The organism is Agrobacterium vacciniicorymbosi (assembly GCF_040427045.1).
Classification (GTDB): domain Bacteria; phylum Pseudomonadota; class Alphaproteobacteria; order Rhizobiales; family Rhizobiaceae; genus Agrobacterium.
Window position 1 is genome coordinate 63,186 of the sequence record NZ_JBETMF010000016.1, and the last position, 21,725, is coordinate 84,910.

Sequence of the window (21,725 nt, forward strand, 5' to 3'; positions counted from 1 at the left end):
CGCCTTGCGCCAGTTCTGAGCGTTTCAGTGGTCCCGGCCTGATCGAGAGCTCGAAAGACTTGCAGGAGCGTTGGCAGGATATGTTTGATCCGTTCCCAGCGTCGCAAAAGCTGGCAGTATGACGGCTGGAAATCCAGATCAGATTATCCGCTCGTTTTATCGGTGGTCTGCATCGCAGTTTAGTCTTCGCGATCCTTACACATTCCCTGCCCATTTTGGAGGCAGCAATAAATGTGCGGACTTACTCGGCAGGTGAATTCAGGAGGCTGGCGATAGTTAAGCACCAATAAAAGTCTCAAGAGACAGGCGCCCTGTGTACCGTCGCATTTGATCGGCCGGCAAATCCTTTTGCGGAACGTTCCCCTAGCTTCGGTGCAGGCGCTCAACTGCAAGATTAATGCTACGCCAACCATGTCGGCAATATAAGAGGCGAAGTAAGAATCTTATAAAGATCACCCTGTAGGCTTTCACTTAAGGCAGGCAAAGCAATGCAGATCGATTTACAAACCCTTTGGTATTTGACCGTCGGAACGCTCCTGGTGTCAGCGTCGCTTATCCTTTGGGAAAGGCAGGCTCATCCAGGTCGCGCACGCGTGCTCGGTGTTCTGGCCGCGGCACTCTTCACGTTCGTTCTCGGCTGCATTCTTGCAATGAACCTCAGCCATTTTCCGGTCGCGCTCGGCATGGGGGCGATCAACATCCTAATGCTGTTGGGCTACCTTCTGGTCCTTAACGCTGTCGCCGGGCTGGACGGTCACCGGTATTTCTGGTCGTCCGTCGTAGCGCTAAGCTTCTTAGCCATCGCGTGGGCGATCGCTGGTACGCACTTCCCGGCCGCCTTCTGGAACCACGTCTCGTCTATCCCCATAGCGCTGACTTGCGGCGTGACAGCCTGGATGCTTCTGCGCAGTCGCACGGTCCAGCGATTGCGCTCACGTCCGATCGCAGTATCGATCTCGGCCTTCCATGCCCTGTTCTACCTTGGCAGAGCGTTCATTGCACCTGTTCTCCTTCAGCAATATGGGCAAGATATTATCTCCATCGTTGGGAAGGTGACGATGTACGAGGCCGTCTTGTACTCGGTAGCGATGCCGATGTCCTTTCTGATGATTATTCGAGAGGAGGAAAAACTCCACCTGCTCCGCATGTCACAAACCGATCAGTTGACCGGGCTTGCAAACCGTCACGCCTTTTTTGAGCAGGCATCTCGGATCCTCCGGGAGCGGCATGGTGACCCCGTCTCTCTGCTCGCCTTCGACCTCGACCATTTCAAGGCGATCAACGACCGTCATGGACATTCAACAGGAGATAAGGTTTTGCAGCTGTTCGCCGAAACCGCCCGCGAAGAAGCGGGGCCCGACGCGCTTATTGTCCGGCTAGGCGGTGAGGAATTCGCTGCGCTTCTGCCACGGTGCGACCATTCCCAAGCTTTCAGTCGTGGCTCGTCGATCGCAACCCGGTTTGCCAAAGCAGCCGCTCAGGCAGAGGGCTTGAAAATCCGGGCCACCGTCAGTATTGGCCTTGCGGCACCAGACTGCAACGACCTCGCCGAGATGCTTGCAAGCGCCGATGGCGCGCTGTATCGCGCGAAAGCCCTTGGGCGGAATCGCGTTGAGGCCGCGGAACAAAGCGAATTGCTAAAACACCCACAAGCCGATCCCTTGCATCGTCGGCTGCGGTTAGTGTCGACGGGGCGTCCTAACTCGATGTAGCGCCTTGGACGAGAGCGCCTTGAAGGGACCTGAACCAACGCCCTCTTGTATCAGTCGCGCTCATCTGACCAATATAGCTCTGAAATCATTTACATTCACGTTGGTTGGTCCGCAGACAAACAGATCCCCAATAGCGGAAAAGGCAGGGTAGCTATCACTACCCAACAGCCGCGCATCGCCGTTGACTTGCTTCTTTAAGAGCCGTTTGACGCTCGTGCCATCAGCGAAGGCGCCCGCAATGTCTCCAGAGCCATCTATGCCATCGGTGTCGGCGGCGAGTGCATGGACATCAAGTCCATTGATCGCCATCGCAAGAGACAGCGCGAATTCTCCATTGCGTCCACCTTCACCACCTCTCTCTCGAAGCGTCACTGTCGTTTCGCCTCCAGACAACAGCACGCAGGGCCTGATGAAAGGACTGTCGTGCAACGCGATCTCACGTGCTATGGGCGCGTGTACGAGGCCAACATCTCGCGCTTCGCCCTCCATGCAATCAGATAGTATAACTCGCGTGACACCTGAAACTCGCGCAAGCGCTACCGCTGCTTCAAAGCGCAATTCTTGAAGACGAAACAATGTGGTGGCTGTGTCCGGCAGAGACTGTATCCGCTGGGCTCGGTGCATCGGATGCATCAGATGCTATAAAACTCAGTATCGGCGCCGGCAGTTTCAGCCGATACCGTGCAATACTTTCCCGGCATCATTGCGGGTGCTCAGGTTGGGGATCGTTAGATCAGACGACACCAGCGCCGGGTCGTCTCCAGGAATATCGGATACTACGAAGCTAATCACCCTCGCCTTCGTCAATGCCTCCAACCGCCCGCCTTTAATTGTTGAGAAACGCTTGCGGACGGCGTTGATGGCCAAAATCGAAGCACCCGACGCTAGTAGTTCCTCGTTCAGAGCTATTTCGTCGGCAAGAGCAAACCCCATCGGCGGTGCTGGTAAGAGCGCAGATACCCCACCGCAAATCACCGCGATCACAATATCATTACTAGATAGGTTGCATACAGAGGCCATCATACGTTCGGCCGCCTTAATCCCGGCACTGTCTGGCACAGGATGAGCGGCACTGATGACCTCGATTCGGTCTGTGTCTCACTCGTAACCATAAGGGTTTACGACCAAACCTGTCAGCGGGCCGTCCCAAAGACTTTCCAGCGATTGCGCCATTTGCGCCGCCCCTTTGCCTGCGCCTATGACTACGACGCGTCCGCCATCAGGCGGGCGCGGCAGAAGATCTTTAATCCTGTTTAAAGGACTGGCGGCCTCGATTGCTGCTTCGTATAAAGATGTAAGGAACAGGCGGGGACTTGTGATCATGATCAATCGCTCCCGTAATTGGACAAATGGCCGGAAGACTTCATATTGCGTTGATAAGGGCAGAGTGATCTTTGTCACCCAAGCCTTTATCCAATGCGCAGTTCATCAACTGATGAACCATCGCGGTGTTGGGCAGCATAAGCTCCAGCAGCCGTGCCGATTCGAGCGCGAGCGAAATGTCCTTATGGTGCAGGCTCATCCGGAAGCCGGGCTCGAACGTTTCATTGATCATACGTTCGCCGTGGACCTCCAGTACGCGGGACGACGCAAAGCCGCCCATTAATGCCTTGCGCACGATGGAGGGGTCTGCACCAGATTTCTTTGAGAAGCGAAGGGCCTCCGAAACGGCCTGAATATTGAGAGCAACCACAATCTGGTTGGCGACCTTAGCAACCTGACCGTTCCCGACAGCACCGATCAGGGTGATGTTCTTGCCCATCTTTTCGAACAGTTCCTTTGCGCGCTCGAAAACATCCGGTTTGCCGCCGACCATGATGGTCAGCGATGCGGCCTTGGCGCCAACTTCACCACCTGACACCGGCGCGTCGAGGTAATCGCATCCCAGCGCCTCAATACGGGCGGCAAAATCCTTTGTTGCAATCGGTGAAATCGAGCTCATGTCGATGACGAGCTTTCCCGTATCAAGACCGTGTGCCACGCCATCGTCACCGAAGAGAACGTTTTCCACATCGGGCGTGTCCGGCAGCATCAAGATCACGATGTCGGCGCTGCGCGCCACCTCCGCAGCCGAACTGCAGGCCCTCGCACCGCTTTCGACGAGGTGGTTCGACACGGGTTTGACCCTGTGAAGATAAAGATCATGTCCGGCATCGATCAAATGCTGCGCCATCGGGCGCCCCATGACGCCCAGTCCGATAAATCCTATTTTCATAGCTCAATCCTCCTGTTGATATGCTTTCAACCAGCCAAGGCCTGCACTGGTAGTCGACGCCGGTCGATATTCGCAGCCCACCCATCCGTCGTAACCAAGTTCATCTAGACGCTTGAAAATAAAGTCGTAGTTGATCTCGCCCGTCCCCGGCTCATTCCGTCGGGGATTATCGGCGATCTGAACGTGGCCGATTTTGTCGAGCAGGCGCTCGAAGGTCGCGACGAGATCGCCCTGCATGATTTGCATGTGATAGAAATCATACTGGATCAGCAGGTTGGAATGCCCGACACGGTCCATTATCCGTTCGGCCTGATGGGTGTTGGTGACGAAATATCCGGGTATGTCGCGGGTGTTGATGGGTTCGAAGACAAGGGCAATTCCGGCATCCGCCAGACGTTGCGCCGCGTGCCCGAGATTGCCGACGAGCGTGTCTTCCAGAACCTGTTGATCGACACCTAGCGGTTGAATGCCAGCCAGACAATTAATCTTATGGCATCCCAGAACTTTTGCATAGCGGATTGCCGTTTCCACGGACGTCTCGAACTCGGAGACCCTCTCCGGCAGGCAGGCGATACCGCGCTCGCCTGCGATCCAGTTGCCAGCCGGTAGGTTGAACAGGGCCTGCGTCAGATTGCACTTCTCGAGTTCCGCTGCAATCGTCTCTGCCGCCTCCTCGTAGGGGCTAACATATTCCACTGCCGCAAAGCCATCGGCAGCAGCGGCGGCAAACCGTTCCATGAACGGATGTTCGGTGTAAAGCATGGACAGGTTGGCGGCGAATTTCGGCATCGGCAATGGCCTCAAACTTGGTCTGCGCGCAGGCGGTGCAGCATGCGCTTGTTGCGGGGGTCGGGGTTCGGAACGGAAGAGATCAGTCGTTTCGTGTAAGGCTGCGAGGGGGCGGTGCAGATGGTTTCCGCATCACCCACCTCAACGATCTTGCCTTTGTGCATGACGGCGACGCGGTCGCAGAAATAGCGCACCACCGAGATATCGTGCGAAATAAAGATGAAGCTGAGATTGAGCTGCTTTTGAATGTCGAGCAGCAGGTCGAGGATCTGGCTCCGGATCGAGACGTCGAGCGCCGAGGTCGCCTCGTCGGCGACGATGACCTTCGGGTTGACTGCAAGCGCCCTTGCAATGCCGATCCGCTGACGCTGGCCACCGGAAAAGGCATGTGGGTACCTCTCCATCGCCAGAGGATCGAGCCCGACCTTTTGTAAAAGTTCGGCAACGCGCGTCTCAACAGCTTTGCCGGACATGCCACCGGCGATGACAAGAGGATCGCCGATGATCTGCTTCACCGTCATGCGTGGGTTGAGCGATGCGAACGGGTCTTGAAAGATGAGACGCACGTCCTGATGGTAGGCGCGCAGACCCACTTTGCTCAGTGAGGTGACGTCGATCGGTGCCGCATCGGCTTTTTCGCGATAGGCGATCGTCCCGAAGGTCGGCTCGACAATGCGCAGTATCATCCGTCCAAGCGTGGTTTTGCCCGAGCCGCTTTCACCGACAATGCCGAGATTTTCGCCGGCAAACAGGTCAAGATTTGCGTCATCCACGGCCACCAGACCGCGACCGCCGCTCCGCGAAAACAGTCCGGATGGTGCGCCGTAGATTTTGGAAAGATTGCGCACCGACAGGATCGGAGAAACGTTGGCTGTCAGCGATGCCGGCAAGGCGCGCGTGGCTGCGCCGCTTTCAAGTTTGACCGTCGCTTCAAGAAGTTGCCGCGTGTAGGCGTGCTGGCTGGCATGGAAAATCTCGTCCACCGGCCCCTTTTCGACAATCTTGCCAAAGCGCATGACGGCGACCTCGTCCGCGACTTCGGCGACAATGCCCATGTCGTGGGTGATGAGCAGCATTGCCATGCCGCGCTCGACCTGCAGCCGCTTGATGAGATCGAGGATTTCGGCCTGCGTCGTCACATCCAGCGCCGTCGTCGGCTCATCGGCGATTAGGACTTCTGGGTCGCAGGCCAGCGCCATCGCAATCATCGCCCGCTGGCGCATTCCGCCGGAAAACTCGAAGGTGTACCGATCGGCCATCATTTCCGGTTGCGGTATCTCCACCTGCCGCAGCAGTTCGATACACCGCTCCCGCGCCTGCTTTTTCGACATGCGTCGATGCAGACGCACAGCTTCCATGATCTGTGAGCCAATGGTGTGGACCGGCGACAGCGAACTCATCGGTTCTTGAAAGATCAGGCCGATTCGTCCACCGCGAATGGCCAGAACTTCGCGACTGCTCGCTGCAAATTTTGCGATATCTACGGGTCCGTTTGGCCCATCGAGGACGATCTGGCCACCGGTCATCTGTCCGGGCTTGTCGATGATCCGCATCAGGGCACGGGCGGTCACTGATTTGCCTGAACCGCTCTCTCCCACCAGTGCAAGCGTCTTTCCAGGTTCAAGGTCAAAACTGACTTTGCGAACGGCATGAAGTACATGGGTTCTGAGATGGAAATCGATGGACAGGTCTTTGACCGCCAGCAAAGTTTCGGGCTTTGTCATCTCACGTCCTCTCAGCTGTCGTAGGGGTCGGCTGCATCGCGCAGGCCATCGCCGAAGAAATTGAAGGACAGCACAGCCAAAACGACCGCAAGGCTGGGCCAGATCAACAGCCACGGGGCGGTAGCAACCGTGCGCACGTTCTGTGCGTCCTGCAACAGCACACCCCAACTGACGACCGGCGGTTTCAATCCGACACCGAGAAACGACAGTGAGGTTTCAGCAACGATCATGGTGGGAATGGCAAGCGTCACCACCGCCAGAATATGGCTGGTCAGAGATGGCAGGATGTGGCGGAATATTATCCGCCGTTCCCCGGCGCCGTCTAGCCGCGCAGCCGTCACGAAATCATCGCCGCGTAGAGCGAAGAAACGTCCTCGAACCTCGCGCGCTAAACCGGTCCAACTCAACAGCGAAACGATCAGCGTGACGACGAAGTAGACCGACAGCGGCGACCAGGTGAGGGGTATGGCGGCGGCCAGCCCCAGCCAGAGCGGTATGGTCGGCATGGCGCTGACGATCTCGATGATGCGTTGAATAAGCGTGTCCACCCAGCCGCCATAATAGCCTGAGATCGCGCCCATCACGACGCCGAGCGTCAACGAAATGGCAACGCCGATAAGGCCGATGGACATGGAAACACGGGTTCCATAGATCAGTCGGCTCATAAGATCTCGTCCGAGCCGGTCCGAACCCAGCAGATACATCGGGTCACGGGCGTCCAGCGGACCGACCAGATGCGTTTCCAGCGGAATGATGCCCCACAGCTTGTAGGGTGCACCTTTGACGAAAATTCCGATGGGAGTGATTTTCGTGTCGTCGACAACGAAGCTGCGGCGAAGGGCTCTCGGCTCGATCTCGATCTTGTAGCCCTTCACATGTGGCAGAAATTGCGAGCCACCATCGGCAGTCGGTGCAAACAGCGCAATGCGTTGCGGCGGCGCAAAGGTGTATTGCGGGCGCGACGTGTTCGGCAGGCTCGGTGCCAAGAACTCGGCAAAGGCACCGATCAGATAAAGTAAAAGAATGATGCCTGCGGCAAAGGCGGCGACCTTGTGACGGAAGAAGCGCTGACGGATGAGCGTCCATTGCCCCGCGGCCTCCAGGCTTGCTACCTTGCGCCCGGACTTCAATGGGCTGATGGCCGGGCCAGTTTCCAGTGCGACGGTCGGGTTCTGGTTGATCGACATGGCCACCCCCTCAATTGAACCGGATGCGGGGGTCGAGCACCGCAAGCAATATGTCTGAGATCAGCATGCCCACCAGTGTCAGCACGCCCATCAGGAGAATGAAACTTCCGGCGAGATACATGTCCTGACCGACCAGCGCCCGCAACAGAAGCGGTCCGGCCGTTGGAAGGTTCAGCACGATAGCGGTGATGGTAACGCCGGATACAAGGTCGGGCAGCACCCAGCCGATAGAGCTGACGAAAGGGTTGAGAGCGATGCGGACGGGGTATTTCACGATAACCTTGCGCTCAGGCAAACCCTTGGCACGGGCCGTGATGACATAGGGCTTGCTTAATTCGTCCGACAGGTTTGCCCGCAGAATTCTGATCATGGCAGCAGTGCCTGACATGGCGATGACGATCACCGGTATCCACATATGGCTGAGCATGTCCTGAAATTTTGCGATGCTCCACGGCGCATCGACAAAGGCGGGGGAAAATATCCCCCCAACGCTTTGCCCTAAAAACCGGTAGCTCGCATACATCAGCGTCAGCGCCATAATGAAGTTCGGAACGGCCAGCCCGATGAAGCCGAGGAGCGTAAAGGCATGGTCGCCGAAGGAATGGCGCCTGACCGCGGAATAGATGCCGATTGGGAGCGATATCGCCCAGACCAGCAGTAGGCTTGCCAGCGAGATCAGAAGGGTCGAACCCATCCGGTCCCAGATCAGGGTCGATACCGGCTGGTTCCACTCGAAGGAATATCCGAAATCGCCACGGGTCAGTATTCCGCTGATCCAGACGACATACTGGACATAGACCGGTTGATCGAGACCATATTGCGCGCGTAGGCGCGCAATCGTGGCCTCGTCCAAATTCTGCCCGCCATCGGCCATGGTGGAAAGAAGCGAGGTCAGATAATCGCCGGGTGGCAACTGAATGATCATGAATGCGATCAAGGACATGCCGAACAGGGTCGGTATCATGTACAGAACGCGCTTCGCCACATATGTCAGCATGGGTTCCTCCCGCTACATGCTATCCGGCTTATGATTGCCAAGTCAGATGAACCGTTTCGAGGTCCTGGATGGAAGGCACGGTGATTTGTGCACGGTTGCCAACGATCTTGCAGGACGCCGTCTCGTTTTTCACCAGCGATTTCACCGAGGCAGACGTACGACCCTTCGGCAGTTCGATCGATAGTGTCTGTTCGCCGATCGGATAGACCTCCCGCAAGGGACCCTTCATCATCATCGGGTTGGTGAGGTTGACGAGGAAGATTGCCATCGCATCCTCGTTTTCATAGATGGCGATATCGATGATGCCTTTTCCGTCAACCGTCACACGATGGTCCTGACCAAGAGCCCAATTCACGGCGTTTGCGATCAGCCTGCCGTGATCGGGTGCAAGCACCTTCCAGAAGACTTCGCCGATGTTCCATGGGATGTAGACCACGCGACCTCCATGGCCCGTCTCACGCGCAACCACGGCAGCGCCGCTCGGCGCTTTACGTGGGTAGACTTCCTCCATGGGCAGGTCTGGAAAATCGGGAACGTAAAGGAACGGCGTTTCTGCATCCGAATTTGCATCCACTGCAATCATGTGAGTGCCGCCAATGATGCGCGTTGCCCCCTCGTAACCATCGTTCAACGGGTGGGGATCGGACAGCGCGACATAGGTGTTCTTGACAGGCCCGCGAGGTGCAGAAGTCAGCGAGGCGCCGAAGACATTCGACAGGCCGAAATTATCTCGCCGCTTGCCGACTTCATTATAGAGAGAGGTTTCATGCGCGGCCACGACCGAGCCGCCGCGCCGCACATACTGCTCGATAGCCGCGCACTGGTCGTCAGACAGATAGGTGGCATTGGCCAGAATGATGAGCTTGAACCGATCCAACGCATCCTGGTTCATGACCTGATCGGAAAGAAATTCGAACGGAATGCGTGCTTCCACCAGCGCATGATAAAAGCCAAGATCATTATGTTCGGCAACGTGGCGCTGCTCCGGTGCCCAGTGCCGCAGCGTCGTTGACGGATCGATGATGGCGATTTCGGCGGTTGGTTGCATGCCCTCCAGATGCGGCTCGATGTCTGCATGGAGATTGAAGGCTTCCGCAACGGGCCGCACCCAGCGGTCATCGGGAACGCAGGCATTGAATTTAGTGAACCACGGGAAAAGGCCCTGCGCCATGCCATCGTGAATCCAGAGCTTGATCTCCTCGCCGCTCTGGACGGAATCCTTCCATCGATATTCTTCTTCGGGGCCTATGGAGGTGATGAGGCCAACGGGCCGGTCGCGGAACGTTCCACGAATACGTTTACCGTTACGCCCGGCGGACCAGCCGACTTCCACGCCCTGGCGCGCCTGATGGTCGACGAACAGGATCGGGCAATGCTGCTGAATGAGCGAAAGGTCGAATTCCATCAGCGACGAGCCACTCATATTCGGGATGAAGCTGGCATGGGGACGGATGGATTTGACTGTCTCGTCCCAATAGACCACGAGTTCAGTGAGAATGCGTCTGCGCCATGCGGCCCAGGCCTGCCACGCCGGATCGGTTGCATCCGGTTTCAACGGCAGATCAAAACCTGTTTCCTGCCTAAAGCGTTTGCGATTGCCTTCGCTGTAGGACACGCCATGCCCCTGCCAGCGGTTGGCGAACACGGCATCGATGTCATACTTGGTCACGACTTCGCTAATGACATCAGTAGTGAAGTCGCGATTATAGCTCCCCAGCGCATCGGTGACGTAGATGCCGGGAAATGCCCAATGCTCACGCGGGCTTCCATCCGCATTGATCGCCACCCATTCGGGATGGGCCTTTGCCGCATCTGCATGGATGGCGTGCGGATCGACGCGCGCCATGACGTGCATTCCCAATTTGCGTGCGCCTTCCACGATGGTGCCGAACGGGTCGGAGTCGCCGATGAAGCTCGACACGTAGTGAAGGGGAATTTTGCTTGGGTAGTAGGCGATATAGCCGCCCGCCGAAAGGCAGACCGCATTCGACTTGGTGCGCTTGAAAACATCGATCCAGAATTCGGGGTCATATTTCGCCGGGTCGTCTTCCGCAAACGTCAACTGCGTCCAGCGAGTGGCGGATTTGAACCATTCGGGAGAGCGAACGGCAATTTCGGAAATGGCGGTTGGTCGATGCAACATGTGGTCTCCAATGACAATAGAATGCCGTCGCGCCCATCAAGCGCGTTCGTAACGTTGATGTGCCCATCCCGGTGTCGGGTGCCGGGATAGGACGGTGGGATCAGGCCTTGAAAAAGGTTTCGGGGTTGGCGGGCCCGGGCGTCGGATATCCCCATGAATTCGGCATTGATTTGGGAACGTTCTGCATATTGTTCTTGACCACACCGTAGCTGTCGCTAGGCAGGCACACGCCGAAGACGTAAAACTGGTCGGCAGCGATCTCCAGTATTTCCGCCATAAGCTTTCGCTGCACCTCCGGGTCCGGTGAGCCCAGCACACGGTCATAACGCGCCAATGCATCCTTGACCGGCTGCGGCGGTTCGACCGCACCTTTGGACGCTGGATCGCGGTACCACAACTGCCATCCCTTAGCGTACAGCGCCTCGGTCGTGTTGGGAATGAAATAGCGCGGATCGAGAATGGCCGCGATGCCGCCATTGCCGCCGAATCGGTGTGCGGTCGCGTCGTAGTCGATGCCTTGGCGAACACGGACCTCCCATAGCGAACGATCCATGCTTCGCATTTGCACATCCACCCCCACCGCATGAAACATCGGCAGCGCCAGCTGGAAGATGTCGAGGAAGGTGGTTCGGGCCTGGTCGATCTCGAATATGACCGTCACCCGCTTGCCGTTTTCATCCTGCCGGAAACCTTCACCATCCTTGTTGGGAAGGATCTTGTCGAGCAGGGCGTTGGCCGCATCGGGTTCGTATTGGGTGAATTGCGTGGCCAGACGCTCGTTGTAAAGAGGGTCTTCCGCCCGCACAGCGGGTTGCGAGATCGTTCCCTGTCCGATGAACACCGTGTCGATGATCGCCTGCCGGTCCAGGGCCATCGAAAGCGCTGCCCTGAAATCCCTGTTGCCGTAGAGCTTGCGCTTGGCTTCGTCCGGATGGTTGAGGTTGAGTTGAAAAACCATCTCGTTGGTTTCGGTCGATGTCAGCGTATACAGGCCGAACTGGCCCTGTTCCTGCGAGTCGTAAAGCACCGCCCGGTTGGCCGGCGTGGCAATGTACTGGTCCATCAGATCGATTTCACCCTGCATCGCCTTCAACAGTAAGACCTGCGCATCGGCGACCATCTGATAGACGATGCGATCGATGTAGGGCAGTTGATTTCCCTCAGTATCGACCTTCCAGTAGAACGAGTTACGCTCGGCAATGGCGCGGTCGGTGCTTTGTCCCGGTGCGACCGCCATCTTCCAAGCATGGATGACGGGGCGCTGCGAATTCTGGAAAAACTCGTTGTCCACGACAAGTCCCGCTTCGCGTTGGAACAGCTGAATCCAGCCCGACGCGCCCTTGGTCTTGGCTTCCTGTTCGGCGTTAGGGTTGTACTTGATGTGGAACTGCTTGAGATAATGTTTCGGCGCGCGGGTGGTCTGGTCGTCGTTGGCCCATGCCAGCCGCAACGGAAACAGACCGTTGGGTGCTGCGAAAATTACCTTGAACGTCACATCGTCCACGGCTTCGAAGCGGGCCTTTTTTCCGCCTGCCCGCAAATGGTTCTGGCCGATATCGTTAAGGCCCTCGTAATCGAAGATGTCCTCGTACCAGAACATGATGTCTTCCGTAGTGAATGGTTCGCCGTCCGACCACTTCATCCCCTTGCGCAGCCTGAAAGTGAATTCCGTGGCATCGGCGTTGCTTTCGTAGTGCTCTGCGACATTCGGTACCACGCCGGACCAATCTGGCTCGTACCGCAACAGCGGCTCGTAAGCTTGATAGCGGAACAGCATGGAAAGGGACCCGCCACCGACGATCGCGCTATTCCAGTCACCGCCGTGTGTTCCGACGCGGTCAAGCGGTGTGACGACCAGCGGGTTGATTGGTAGGCGATTTGCAACGGCTGGCAGCTTGCCGTCCTTGACGATGGCGTCCAGCATGGCGGGTTCTTTAAAGGCGCTCGTTTGCGCAAAGGCTTGCAGGGCGGGCAATATGACGGCAGCAGTGCTCGCAGCGAGAAACGCGCGGCGATTGAATCCTTGCATTTGTTTCCTCCTCCAATCACGTATCGCGAGTTTACCTCTCCTCCTCAGGATCGACCCCGCAATATTGGACGGCTGCGTCGCCAAACAGATAGCTTGCATGACCGTATTAGTTTAGCTTGTATTATGTATTTTGTTAGGTAAAGCGTTATGTTTAATTTTATTTCGTTCGCGGCATCACAATGGGAGGATGCATTATGCGCAAAGTGACATTGCAGGATATCGCCAATCACACGGGCCTGTCCAAATTCGCGGTATCATGCTCGCTGTCAGGAAAAGCCGGAGTCAGCGAGGCGACGCGCAAGCGCGTCGAGGACGCTGCCGCCACGCTGGGCTACCAGCGCCAAAAGCCTGCCGACGAGCAGCGCGAGATCACGCTGATCTTTCACGATCAGGTCGATAGCGTCAGCTACGAATTGCGCACCATGCTTCAGGACGGCATGCAGAAGGAGGCGCATCGGCTCGGCCAGCCGGTGCGTTTGCAGTGGACGCATGATGCCGACAGGGTCGAGGCGATGGTGCAGGATAGTGCTGGCATCATTCTTGTCGGCCCGCATGAACAAATGACGCTGGACATCGTCAAGGCGTCCGGCGTGCCGTCGGTCCGGCTGGGTTGGGTGTTTCCCCTCGAACAGGCCGACCACGTCGGCGGCACCGACCATGAAGCGGGGATTGCGGTTGGCGATTATCTGTTCAAACTAGGGCATCGCGACATCGCTTTCGTGCAGGGCAAGGAAGGCTATCGCGGACGTATGGAACGTTATCATGGTCTACGCGAAAGTCTTGACCAATACCCCGACGCAAGGTTGCACGATTTGCGCTTTGACGAAGATGGCGGATTTATCCCTGCGCTACTACGTCTTCACGATGCCAAGATCGCACCGACAGCCTTGTTCTGCGCTCACGACGGACTGGCTCTCACCGCTGTTTCCGAACTCCTGGCGCGTGGTTACCGTATTCCGGAACACATGTCCGTTGTGGGCTTCGGCGACTTTTCTGCCGCGACCCAAATTTCCCCTCACTTAACAACCATCAAGGTACAGGGCGCAGAAATGGGCGCGACAGCCATGCGGCTACTCCTGGAACGCATCGAAACGCAAGGTCAGCCGGTCCTCGCAAGGCGCATACTTATTGCATCAACCTTTGTTGAGCGGAGGTCCTCAGGCGTCGCCCCGAGACATCCGAAATGGTTGGCTGCCTTCGAGTGACGAAAGTTGACCGCGTTGAAAGGATCAGAACCACAGACACCTAGATGTCGAAGCCTAAACCACTGAAATTCTGTATGTTTTCTATCTATTGCGATTTGAAACAACCTGGCGAGGCGGTGCATCCTGGTTTTCTGGCAGTAGGGTTTTGTCGAACCATAACTCAGCCGGTTTGCCGGCTGAAGAATGCTTCGTGCGACGATCTGCACTTTAATTTACACCAGAGGCTTGCGTAAGCTGCTTGACGACCGAAAGAAGTCGTACTGGATGTGGTTCATCTTTCCGCAAATTCACGGACTTGGTCGATCGGCAACTGCCCGCGTTTACGCGATCTCTGGACGTTCTGAAGCAGAAGCCTACTTGAAACATCCGGTTCTCTGACCCCGTTTGAAGGAGTGCACGAGCGTCATGCTCAGCCATCCCCGCCTCGGTGCACGTGAAATTCTTGGCTCTCCTGATGACCTCAAGTTTCATTCCAGCGTGACGTTATTTGGCATCGCCGCCCAGAGTGGTTCGTCATTCGAGACCGCCCTTCACGTTTTTAATGGAAGCGAAGGCGATCAAGCCACGCTCGCAGCACTGAAGAACGATGGATAATCAGACGCTTACCGACTTTTGCAAAAGTTAGACTTCAACTGAAAATCGGCCACGTGAATTAGCTTCCGCGCAAAGCTATTTCAACGTCATCGCGGTGCCCAAACCTGAATTCCGATACATCAAGGATGCATTTTTGCTCCCTTTACGATCTTATCGACGACCTTCTTTTCGGCTCGAAGTGCCAGTCCTACCAGTTTCGAATTGTCTGGGCCGAACTGGGCGAACACCTCCCTGTTGGCAGCGTCGTGCCCTGTTGAAAACATCTCCTCGATATAAGCCGAGGCTGTAACGTCGCGGTCGAGAACCCGCCTATGAATTGTGCGCAGCATATCCTGGTCTGCGGCGAGGACCACGATTGGCTGGATCGTCATGGGATTGTAGACATGACCATCCGCATCCCGATATGGTTCGCCGATGATGGCTGGTGTCTGTGCAACGATGCCGCTGGTCAGGAAGGCGGTGACGTTCAACTTCTGCCAGGTTGCGAGGTCATTGCGGATAACGATTGCGATCTTGGTGTCGAACATGCGGTTGAACTCCATTCAGGGTATCGAGGGAAAAGAAGACCTAGCTCCGAGCAAGGCGGGCGGTCTTGAACATTCGTGCAAAGTCGGATTTGCCGACGGCATGCGTATCGCCGCGCCCTCACATGGTGTCGAGCGGATCGAAGCCCGGTTTCATGGCAATGCATTTTCGCCGCATCGGCACGACACCTACGCGTTAGGGCTGACACTCCACGGCGTACAGACCTTCCGCTATCGCGGCGCCGAGCGTTTCAGCAGCCCCGGAAACGTGATCGTGCTGCATCCCGACGAGCTGCATGATGGTGCTGCAGGTACCGAGGATGGGTTGATCTATCGGATGATCTATCTGCCTCCCGACCTGATTGGCGCAGTCGATGGTTACAGTCACGCCCTTCCATTCGTTCCCGATCCGGTCGTTGCAGACATCGGGCTCTGGCAGGCACTGGCAGAGATTCTTGCCAATCTGAGAGAAGAACCGAGCGATCTGATCATGGACGACGTCGTGATGCGGCTGGCATCGGGTCTTTCTCGCAAAGCAGGTGCGCCGCCCAAAAGCATCACCAAGTCGGCTCGGTCGGCTGTTCTCCGTGCCCGCGACTTCATTGTAGGGCATTGCAACGATATCGTGCGCTCTGAAGTGCTGGAGGCTGCATCCGGGTTGGATCGTTACGAGCTGGCCAGGCAGTTTCGCCGGTTGCTAGGTACCAGCCCGCATCGATACCTCATCATGCGCAAACTCGAACTGGCGAAAAGGTCTATTATCAGTGGAAACGGGTTGGCGCAGTCGGCAGCAGATGCGGGCTTTGCCGACCAGGCACATTTTACCCGCCATTTCCGCAAAGCCTTCGGCATGACGCCAGGGCATTGGCTGGCAATGCGTTCTGCAAGCTCTGGCTAGGTTTTGATTGTATTCGAATTGCCATCGGACGCGACCAAGCTTGGTAAAGGCGATCGCGGGCGAATACGATTCGCCCGCTTATACATCATGCTGCGTCGATTAGGGGATAGTCCGTGTAACCTTCAGCGCCGCCGCCTGCGTAAAACAAAGCAGGTTTTGGGTCATTAAGCGTAGCACCTGTCTTGAGACGCCGCACAAGATCGGGATTGGCGAGTGCCATGACGCCCAGCGCCTCAATATCGGCAAGTCCCGCGGCCACATCGGCACCGATCTGTTCACGCAAACGACCGGGACGGTTGAGGACCAGAGGGCCACCGAAAGAGCGGCTCATATCTTCCAGCAACAGATCGGTGCGAGTGTAGAGAACATGGATATAAGCCAAGCCCATCTTGCCAAGTTCGACTGCGAGATACCGATACAGTTCATCGTTGTCCTGACCTTCGGTAATGCCACCTGTCGCAACACCCGGTGAGAGGCGAATGGCAGTTTTCTGTGGGCCAATGGCATCAACGACCGCACGCACGATATCAATAGCAAAGCGCGCCCGGTTTTTCATCGTGCCGCCGTACTCATCATTGCGATGGTTGCTGTCCGGGGCGAGGAACTGGTGTACCAGATAGCCGTTCGCGCCATGGATTTCAACGCCATCTGCACCGGCTTCGATAGCACGCTTTGCGGCGCTGGCGAAATCCGCAATTGTCTGCTGGATTTCCTCTTTCTGCAGCGCGCGCGGTTGGGGGACGGGCTGCATCCCGCTCATCGTGAACATCGCCTCTCCGGATGCGATTGCCGATGGCGCAACAGGCTGATTATGATGCGGAGTGTTATCAGGGTGAGACCGTCTGCCGACATGCATGAGCTGTATGAATAGGCTCCCATCTGCCGCATGGACGGCGTCAGTGACCTTGCGCCAGCCAGCGACGTGCTCGTCAGTGTATATACCAGGGGTCGCCAGGTATCCTTGGCCATCGTCAGACGGCTGGGTTCCTTCGCTAATCAGTAGCCCGAGCGATGCTCGCTGTGCGTAATATTCCGGCGCGAGGTCTCCGGGTGTTCCGTCAAGCTTGGCGCGGCTGCGGGTCATCGGTGCCATGGCCAGACGATGCGGCAGGGTAATCCCGCCAAGTGTGACTGGGCTCCAGATATCGGTCATGAGATTCTCCGGTGAAAGGTGTAGGGGTAGCTGGCGAGCCTCCTCGCCAGTTGCAGTTCAGTAATTTGGCTTGACTGTCCGTCGGTCTTGTTAGCTGGCCGAAGCAAGGCTCTCCGCAAACTCACGGTAGCTGTGCAGGGGGCGCTTCAGCATCGCCACAAGCCGTTCGACATCGCCTTCATTCGGGATCATGCCGTCGGTAACGTAGCGTTCTGCCATCAAACGCATTTCATAAGCGGTCCACTTTGGCATGAAGCTCGCCATGTTCTGTTCGAAACCGCTCGGATCATCACCGCCATAGACGATATCGCGACCCAGGACCTCGGACCAGATTGCAGCGACCTTGGGTCCCGTGAGCGTGTCTGGACCGACAAGATTGATTGTTTCGACTGGCAAGAGTTCGGAGGCCTGATCACGGCGGATCAGTTCGATTGCAGCGACTTCGGCAATATCGCGGGCATCGACCATTGCAACGCCCTTGGAGCCGATCGGCATCGGATATACGCCGTGATTGAGAACGACATCCTTGATCATGATCTCGTTGTCGATGAAGTAGGTCGGGCGCAGGATCGTGGCGCTGAATCCCATCTCGCTCAGCATACGTTCGCCACCCGCCTTCACAGCAAAATGCGGGACGTTGACGGAGTTTTCGGCGTTGAACACCGAGAGATAAACGACGCGTTCGACACCCGCCTCTTTGGCAATGTTGAGGGTGATGAGAGCCTGAGTGAACTCGTCGCCCGTGACAGCATTGAGAAGGAACAAGGTGCGGACACCTTTGAATGCCTGGCGAAGAGCATCGAGATCGAGCAATTCGCCCTGGGCAATCTCTACGCCCTCCGGAAAGTTTGCCTTCGCGGCGTCGCGCGTCAGAACACGAATCTTGGCGTTGCGTTCAATGAGTTGGTTTACGACGTGGCGGCCAACACGGCCGCTGGCACCGATTACGAGAATGGTCATGAATGTAGCTCCTTGTGAGGCCGCTAGGGCGCTGTTGACATCTCCAAAGTTAGATGATCCAAATTTCCTCAAATAGACATCATTTCTGGACGCATCGTCTCACAGGTGGAACACATGGATTTGCTCGCACTGGCGGATTTCAACCTTGTTGCTAGGCATGGCGGGTTCGGCAAAGCAGCGCGCCATGCCGGGCGGCCGAAAGCCACACTATCCCGACGCGTCGCCGATCTTGAGGCGAGCCTAGATCTTCGGCTTTTCGAAAGGGGGGCACGGGACTTGAAGCTGACGGAAGAAGGACGCGCCCTGTTCGAGCGGACTACGCAACTGCTGACGGAGCTAGAAGAAACCGCAACCGCTATCGCGTCAGGGGGTCAATCGCCACGTGGACGTCTGCGCATCAGCGCACCGCTCATGTTTGCGCAGGCGGCCTTGGGAAAGCTGGCGGCAGGCTTTGTGCTGAAACATCCCGAGATGCGGGTCGAGATCGTCGTGGAAGATCGTACCGTGGATATGATCGAGGAGGCCTACGATCTTGTTATCCGCGTCAATCCTCAACCCGATATCAACCTCGTTGGTCGGCCCTTTCTGCGTGACCGACAGGTCATTGTCGCTGCTCCAGGCCTCGCCTGGCCGGAGCGGGATAAGGCAGTGCCATCAGTGGTTCGCAGTTTGATCGGCAAGCCAGACACCTGGACTGTCGTGACGGATTCAGGGTCTGCAAAGCTTGCGACCACGCCGGTGCTTGGCATGTCGTCGAACACGATGCTGCGGGATGCGGTCTTGATGGGTGCGGGCGTCGCACGGCTGCCGCTTTCTTTGGTCAGCAAAGACATCGCCTCCGGTCGTCTCAACCACTGGGGCGATGTCGAAGGCGCCGAAACGGCGCTTTGGGCGCTCTATCCTTCGCGGCGTCTGCTTAGCGCGCGCGTATCAGCCTTTCTCGATTATCTTAAAGAAGCCTTTCCGCAAGGAACCCCGGAAGAACTCGCTGCCTATTTGAGCTGACGTACGGCGTCGAAACCGCATGGCATATCTAAGCGAAAGCAGCCTATTCAAAGACGAGGTTTGAGCGCTGGTGCGCGCCCGGAATCGCCTGAGTTCGGTTCGCCCTTCGGTTCTATCAAGAGAACCTTCACCTCGTCTCTAGCCCGTGGTCGATGTACCACGCCCTTGGGAACGACAATCAGCTCGCCAGCTCTCACTGTTCGAGACGGCTCGCCTTCGATGTCGAGCTCCATCTCTCCTTCCAACACAAGGAAGAAGTCATCAGTCGTGTCATGCTTGTGGAACGGATATTCGCCCTTGAACTTCACGACCATCACATCGTTCTCGTTGTAATCGGCGATCACATGCGGGTCCCAGTGACCTGAAAACAGGCTAAGTTTCTCGTCGAGATTGATGGATTCCATTTGCTATCCTTTGTTGGTTTGAAAGCAACCGCTCAGCCCAACGGTTACACTGGACATCGAACTGGGTATTGAACGATCGTGCAAGCACGACGGGTTCCTGCAGAAGGGTTGCGGAAAAGGCTTCAAATCGCGGAAACCTTTTCCAGAGCGGAACGTCGTCATTCGTTGATGAGGACGACCTTCCCCTGCATGCTTCCCCGCCCTGCCCTGTCATGGGCAGCGGAGGCCTCAGCCATTGAGAACGTACTGTCGATCACCACCCGGATCGTGCCGTCATCAAGCAGACGACCCGCCTGTGCTAATTGTGCACCATTGGAGCGCACCTGAGCCGTTGAGACGACAATGCCGCGTCGTTGGGCCTCTTCATGGCCGGAAAAGCCGAGAGGATTGACCAGATAGAGCGCGCCACCTTTTTTGATGACATTCAGGAAGCGCTCCATGTTGGAGCCACCAACCGCGTCGATCACCAAATCGACATCTTGCATGACGGTCTCGGCTGGCTGTTTGGTGTAGTCGATGAATGCGTCTGCACCGAGATCGGTAAGAAGCGCCTCGTGCCTTCCGGAAGCAACCGCAATGACGCGGGCTCCTTTCCATTTTGCCACCTGAACCATCAGGTGTCCGACCCCACCGGCAGCGCCATTCACCAGCACGGTCTTTCCCTCGAGCGGAGCCGGTGAATGGTGGGAATCCTGGAACGGATTCGGTTCATCGTGGCCAAGCTCTACGAGAAACTGCCATGCCGTCAGCAGCGACATTGGAGCGGCGGCGGCCTGCACATGATCGATACCTTTAGGTTTCAGTGCGAGATCCGAGGCCGGGACTTTGACATAGTCGGCATAGGCATTGCTGCCGGTCATGAGATCGTGGGGGAAACGCACCATTCCATAGACCTCGTCCCCGACGCCGAATGCTTGGACATCGTCGCCGACTGCGGTGACGATACCGGAGATGTCTGTGCCCAAGATCAATGGAAAGACGGGGCTGGGTCGCCACTCAGGCGGGAGCGCGCGATATCCGTCGCGCAAATAAAGATCAGGGGGATTGAGACTTGCCGCATGCACCCGGACAAGGACTTCGCCCTGTTCGGCAACTGGCCGTGAAGCCTCTTCGTAACGCAGGACCTCTGGGCCACCAAATTCGTGCAGGCGGACTGCTTTCATCATCTCGGTCATATTAAAACTCTTTCAAATTGAGATTTCGCTGACCAGATGTACGCATGTCTTTAACGATTGATAATGGTGCTATATTTCGCTTTAATAGTGCCATGAAGGAACAAATCGGAATCGAACGGTTGACCGGCTTGATCGCCTTTGCGCGCGCCGGATCGCTGGGCAGCTATACGGCGGCAGCGCGGTCGCTTGCGATCTCGCCATCAGCGGTCAGTAAAAGCGTCCAGCGACTGGAAAGCCACCTTGGCGTTTCGCTGTTCACCCGAACGACGCGATCTCTCACCCTCACCAATGAAGGCCGTGACCTGCATGAACGCGCATTGCGGCTGCTGCGGGATGCCGAAGACATCGAGCAGGCCGCAAAGGCAGCGCGTTCCGAACCGGCGGGAACTTTGCGCATTGCCGCTTCCTTGCCGATTGGCCTGCATGTCATCGCACCTGTGCTGCCCAGGTTTCGCGCACGTCATCCAAAGGTTTCGATCGATCTCAGACTGAATGATCAGAGGGTTGACCTCATCGAAGAGGGAATAGATCTGGCTGTTCGCATCGGCGACCTTCCCGACTCCCAGCTTCTATCCCGGAAACTTTCCCCGCATTTGCTTTGCTGCTACGCCTCCCCGGAATATCTGGCAGCGAATGGTGCGCCAACCCACCCCGATCATCTTCAGCAGCACCAGACGGTGAACCTGCGCTATCAGAGCAGCGGGCAGTTATTTCGCTGGCCGTTCCAGCTCAAAGAGCGAGAAATCGAGATCCTGCCGTCGTCGGCAATCATCGTCGACGCGAGCGAGGCTGTCATAGCGACGATCGCAGCGGGAGCGGGAATAGGAATGGCGACGAGCCTCATGTCAGCGCCATGGGTAGACCGTGGCCAACTTGTCCCTGTTCTATCCGATTTCTCTGTCGAACGTCACAACATCACAGCCGTTTGGCCGGAAAGCCGCCGGACCAACCCTGCTGTGAGAGCTTTCCTCAGCATCTTGATGGAGAGTTTCGGTAAGAGGGAGGGATAAG

General features: G+C 56.9%; 17 protein-coding genes and 2 pseudogenes. 6 read left to right on the forward strand and 13 right to left on the reverse strand.

Annotated features, from left to right (window positions below; genetic code table 11):
• The first annotated feature begins 488 nt into the window (after nt 1–488).
• Nucleotides 489–1,712 (forward strand): GGDEF domain-containing protein, encoded by a 1,224-nt coding sequence (locus tag ABUK73_RS21125; RefSeq protein ID WP_353578994.1) that lies wholly within the window; start codon nt 489–491, stop codon nt 1,710–1,712.
• Nucleotides 1,713–1,772: 60 nt separating this feature from the next.
• On the opposite strand, the pseudogene ABUK73_RS21130 reads toward ABUK73_RS21125, so the two are convergent.
• From ABUK73_RS21130 to ABUK73_RS21165, 8 genes and pseudogenes are all read right to left on the reverse strand, one after another.
• Nucleotides 1,773–3,038: pseudogene (locus tag ABUK73_RS21130) on the reverse strand (glycerate kinase type-2 family protein).
• 37 nt (nt 3,039–3,075) lie between these two features.
• Nucleotides 3,076–3,927, reverse strand: a complete 852-nt coding sequence (locus ABUK73_RS21135) for a 2-hydroxy-3-oxopropionate reductase (protein WP_353578995.1) — start codon at nt 3,925–3,927, stop codon at nt 3,076–3,078.
• A gap of 3 nt (nt 3,928–3,930) precedes the next feature.
• Nucleotides 3,931–4,716 carry a 2-oxo-tetronate isomerase gene (otnI, locus tag ABUK73_RS21140; protein WP_353578996.1) on the reverse strand — a complete coding sequence of 262 codons (786 nt, stop codon included), beginning with the start codon at nt 4,714–4,716 and terminating at the stop codon, nt 3,931–3,933.
• Nucleotides 4,717–4,727: 11 nt separating this feature from the next.
• Complete coding sequence (locus tag ABUK73_RS21145; RefSeq protein ID WP_353578997.1) at nt 4,728–6,440, reverse strand: ABC transporter ATP-binding protein; 1,713 nt, start codon at nt 6,438–6,440, stop codon at nt 4,728–4,730.
• 11 nt (nt 6,441–6,451) lie between these two features.
• On the reverse strand, nt 6,452–7,627 hold the full coding sequence (locus tag ABUK73_RS21150) for an ABC transporter permease (protein WP_353578998.1): 1,176 nt from the start codon (nt 7,625–7,627) through the stop codon (nt 6,452–6,454).
• A gap of 10 nt (nt 7,628–7,637) precedes the next feature.
• Nucleotides 7,638–8,624: an ABC transporter permease gene (locus tag ABUK73_RS21155; protein ID WP_113089593.1), complete on the reverse strand. Its 987-nt coding sequence runs from the start codon at nt 8,622–8,624 to the stop codon at nt 7,638–7,640.
• A 28-nt stretch (nt 8,625–8,652) separates the two neighbouring features.
• A complete protein-coding gene (locus ABUK73_RS21160; RefSeq protein ID WP_353578999.1) occupies nt 8,653–10,767 on the reverse strand; it encodes a family 10 glycosylhydrolase in 2,115 nt (704 codons plus the stop codon).
• Between the two features lie 100 nt (nt 10,768–10,867).
• Nucleotides 10,868–12,796 (reverse strand): ABC transporter substrate-binding protein, encoded by a 1,929-nt coding sequence (locus ABUK73_RS21165; RefSeq protein ID WP_353579000.1) that lies wholly within the window; start codon nt 12,794–12,796, stop codon nt 10,868–10,870.
• A gap of 194 nt (nt 12,797–12,990) precedes the next feature.
• Here ABUK73_RS21165 and ABUK73_RS21170 point away from each other — a divergent pair, with 194 nt between their 5' ends.
• Together ABUK73_RS21170 and ABUK73_RS21175 are read left to right on the forward strand one after the other, a co-directional pair.
• Nucleotides 12,991–14,001, forward strand: a complete 1,011-nt coding sequence (locus tag ABUK73_RS21170) for a LacI family DNA-binding transcriptional regulator (RefSeq protein WP_353579001.1) — start codon at nt 12,991–12,993, stop codon at nt 13,999–14,001.
• A gap of 183 nt (nt 14,002–14,184) precedes the next feature.
• Nucleotides 14,185–14,595: pseudogene (locus ABUK73_RS21175) on the forward strand (DUF1810 domain-containing protein).
• A gap of 119 nt (nt 14,596–14,714) precedes the next feature.
• On the opposite strand, the gene ABUK73_RS21180 reads toward ABUK73_RS21175, so the two are convergent.
• Nucleotides 14,715–15,122 carry a DUF2000 family protein gene (locus ABUK73_RS21180; RefSeq protein WP_113089898.1) on the reverse strand — a complete coding sequence of 136 codons (408 nt, stop codon included), beginning with the start codon at nt 15,120–15,122 and terminating at the stop codon, nt 14,715–14,717.
• Between ABUK73_RS21180 and ABUK73_RS21185 the strand changes: the two genes are divergently transcribed.
• Nucleotides 15,121–16,017 (forward strand): AraC family transcriptional regulator, encoded by an 897-nt coding sequence (locus tag ABUK73_RS21185; RefSeq protein ID WP_113089899.1) that lies wholly within the window; start codon nt 15,121–15,123, stop codon nt 16,015–16,017. The two genes, ABUK73_RS21180 and ABUK73_RS21185, sit on opposite strands and share 2 nt — an antisense overlap.
• Before the next feature lie 85 nt (nt 16,018–16,102).
• Here ABUK73_RS21185 and ABUK73_RS21190 read toward each other — a convergent pair whose 3' ends face one another.
• Together ABUK73_RS21190 and ABUK73_RS21195 are read right to left on the reverse strand one after the other, a co-directional pair.
• Nucleotides 16,103–17,170, reverse strand: coding sequence for an alkene reductase (locus tag ABUK73_RS21190; RefSeq protein ID WP_353579002.1), 1,068 nt, complete (start codon nt 17,168–17,170; stop codon nt 16,103–16,105).
• Nucleotides 17,171–17,260: 90 nt separating this feature from the next.
• A complete protein-coding gene (locus ABUK73_RS21195; protein WP_113089901.1) occupies nt 17,261–18,130 on the reverse strand; it encodes an SDR family oxidoreductase in 870 nt (289 codons plus the stop codon).
• 114 nt (nt 18,131–18,244) lie between these two features.
• Between ABUK73_RS21195 and ABUK73_RS21200 the strand changes: the two genes are divergently transcribed.
• Nucleotides 18,245–19,135: a LysR family transcriptional regulator gene (locus tag ABUK73_RS21200; RefSeq protein WP_353579003.1), complete on the forward strand. Its 891-nt coding sequence runs from the start codon at nt 18,245–18,247 to the stop codon at nt 19,133–19,135.
• A gap of 47 nt (nt 19,136–19,182) precedes the next feature.
• Here the strand turns inward: ABUK73_RS21200 and ABUK73_RS21205 are convergent, their stop codons facing one another.
• Nucleotides 19,183–19,539 (reverse strand): cupin domain-containing protein, encoded by a 357-nt coding sequence (locus ABUK73_RS21205; protein ID WP_113085895.1) that lies wholly within the window; start codon nt 19,537–19,539, stop codon nt 19,183–19,185.
• 158 nt (nt 19,540–19,697) lie between these two features.
• Nucleotides 19,698–20,714, reverse strand: coding sequence for an NADP-dependent oxidoreductase (locus ABUK73_RS21210; RefSeq protein ID WP_353579004.1), 1,017 nt, complete (start codon nt 20,712–20,714; stop codon nt 19,698–19,700).
• Between the two features lie 92 nt (nt 20,715–20,806).
• Here ABUK73_RS21210 and ABUK73_RS21215 point away from each other — a divergent pair, with 92 nt between their 5' ends.
• Nucleotides 20,807–21,724 (forward strand): LysR family transcriptional regulator, encoded by a 918-nt coding sequence (locus tag ABUK73_RS21215; protein ID WP_113089905.1) that lies wholly within the window; start codon nt 20,807–20,809, stop codon nt 21,722–21,724.
• Nucleotide 21,725 lies beyond the last annotated feature (1 nt).

Coding starts and splice junctions, on each gene's coding strand:
- otnI (WP_353578996.1), bottom strand. CDS start 4,716: ATGCCGAAATTCGCCGCCAACCTGTCCATGCTTTACACCGAACATCCG.
- ABUK73_RS21205 (WP_113085895.1), bottom strand. CDS start 19,539: ATGGAATCCATCAATCTCGACGAGAAACTTAGCCTGTTTTCAGGTCAC.
- ABUK73_RS21190 (WP_353579002.1), bottom strand. CDS start 17,170: ATGACCGATATCTGGAGCCCAGTCACACTTGGCGGGATTACCCTGCCG.
- ABUK73_RS21155 (WP_113089593.1), bottom strand. CDS start 8,624: ATGCTGACATATGTGGCGAAGCGCGTTCTGTACATGATACCGACCCTG.
- ABUK73_RS21170 (WP_353579001.1), top strand. CDS start 12,991: ATGCGCAAAGTGACATTGCAGGATATCGCCAATCACACGGGCCTGTCC.
- ABUK73_RS21150 (WP_353578998.1), bottom strand. CDS start 7,627: ATGTCGATCAACCAGAACCCGACCGTCGCACTGGAAACTGGCCCGGCC.
- ABUK73_RS21200 (WP_353579003.1), top strand. CDS start 18,245: ATGGATTTGCTCGCACTGGCGGATTTCAACCTTGTTGCTAGGCATGGC.
- ABUK73_RS21135 (WP_353578995.1), bottom strand. CDS start 3,927: ATGAAAATAGGATTTATCGGACTGGGCGTCATGGGGCGCCCGATGGCG.
- ABUK73_RS21195 (WP_113089901.1), bottom strand. CDS start 18,130: ATGACCATTCTCGTAATCGGTGCCAGCGGCCGTGTTGGCCGCCACGTC.
- ABUK73_RS21215 (WP_113089905.1), top strand. CDS start 20,807: ATGAAGGAACAAATCGGAATCGAACGGTTGACCGGCTTGATCGCCTTT.
- ABUK73_RS21185 (WP_113089899.1), top strand. CDS start 15,121: ATGCGGTTGAACTCCATTCAGGGTATCGAGGGAAAAGAAGACCTAGCT.
- ABUK73_RS21160 (WP_353578999.1), bottom strand. CDS start 10,767: ATGTTGCATCGACCAACCGCCATTTCCGAAATTGCCGTTCGCTCTCCC.
- ABUK73_RS21180 (WP_113089898.1), bottom strand. CDS start 15,122: ATGTTCGACACCAAGATCGCAATCGTTATCCGCAATGACCTCGCAACC.
- ABUK73_RS21145 (WP_353578997.1), bottom strand. CDS start 6,440: ATGACAAAGCCCGAAACTTTGCTGGCGGTCAAAGACCTGTCCATCGAT.
- ABUK73_RS21125 (WP_353578994.1), top strand. CDS start 489: ATGCAGATCGATTTACAAACCCTTTGGTATTTGACCGTCGGAACGCTC.
- ABUK73_RS21210 (WP_353579004.1), bottom strand. CDS start 20,714: ATGACCGAGATGATGAAAGCAGTCCGCCTGCACGAATTTGGTGGCCCA.
- ABUK73_RS21165 (WP_353579000.1), bottom strand. CDS start 12,796: ATGCAAGGATTCAATCGCCGCGCGTTTCTCGCTGCGAGCACTGCTGCC.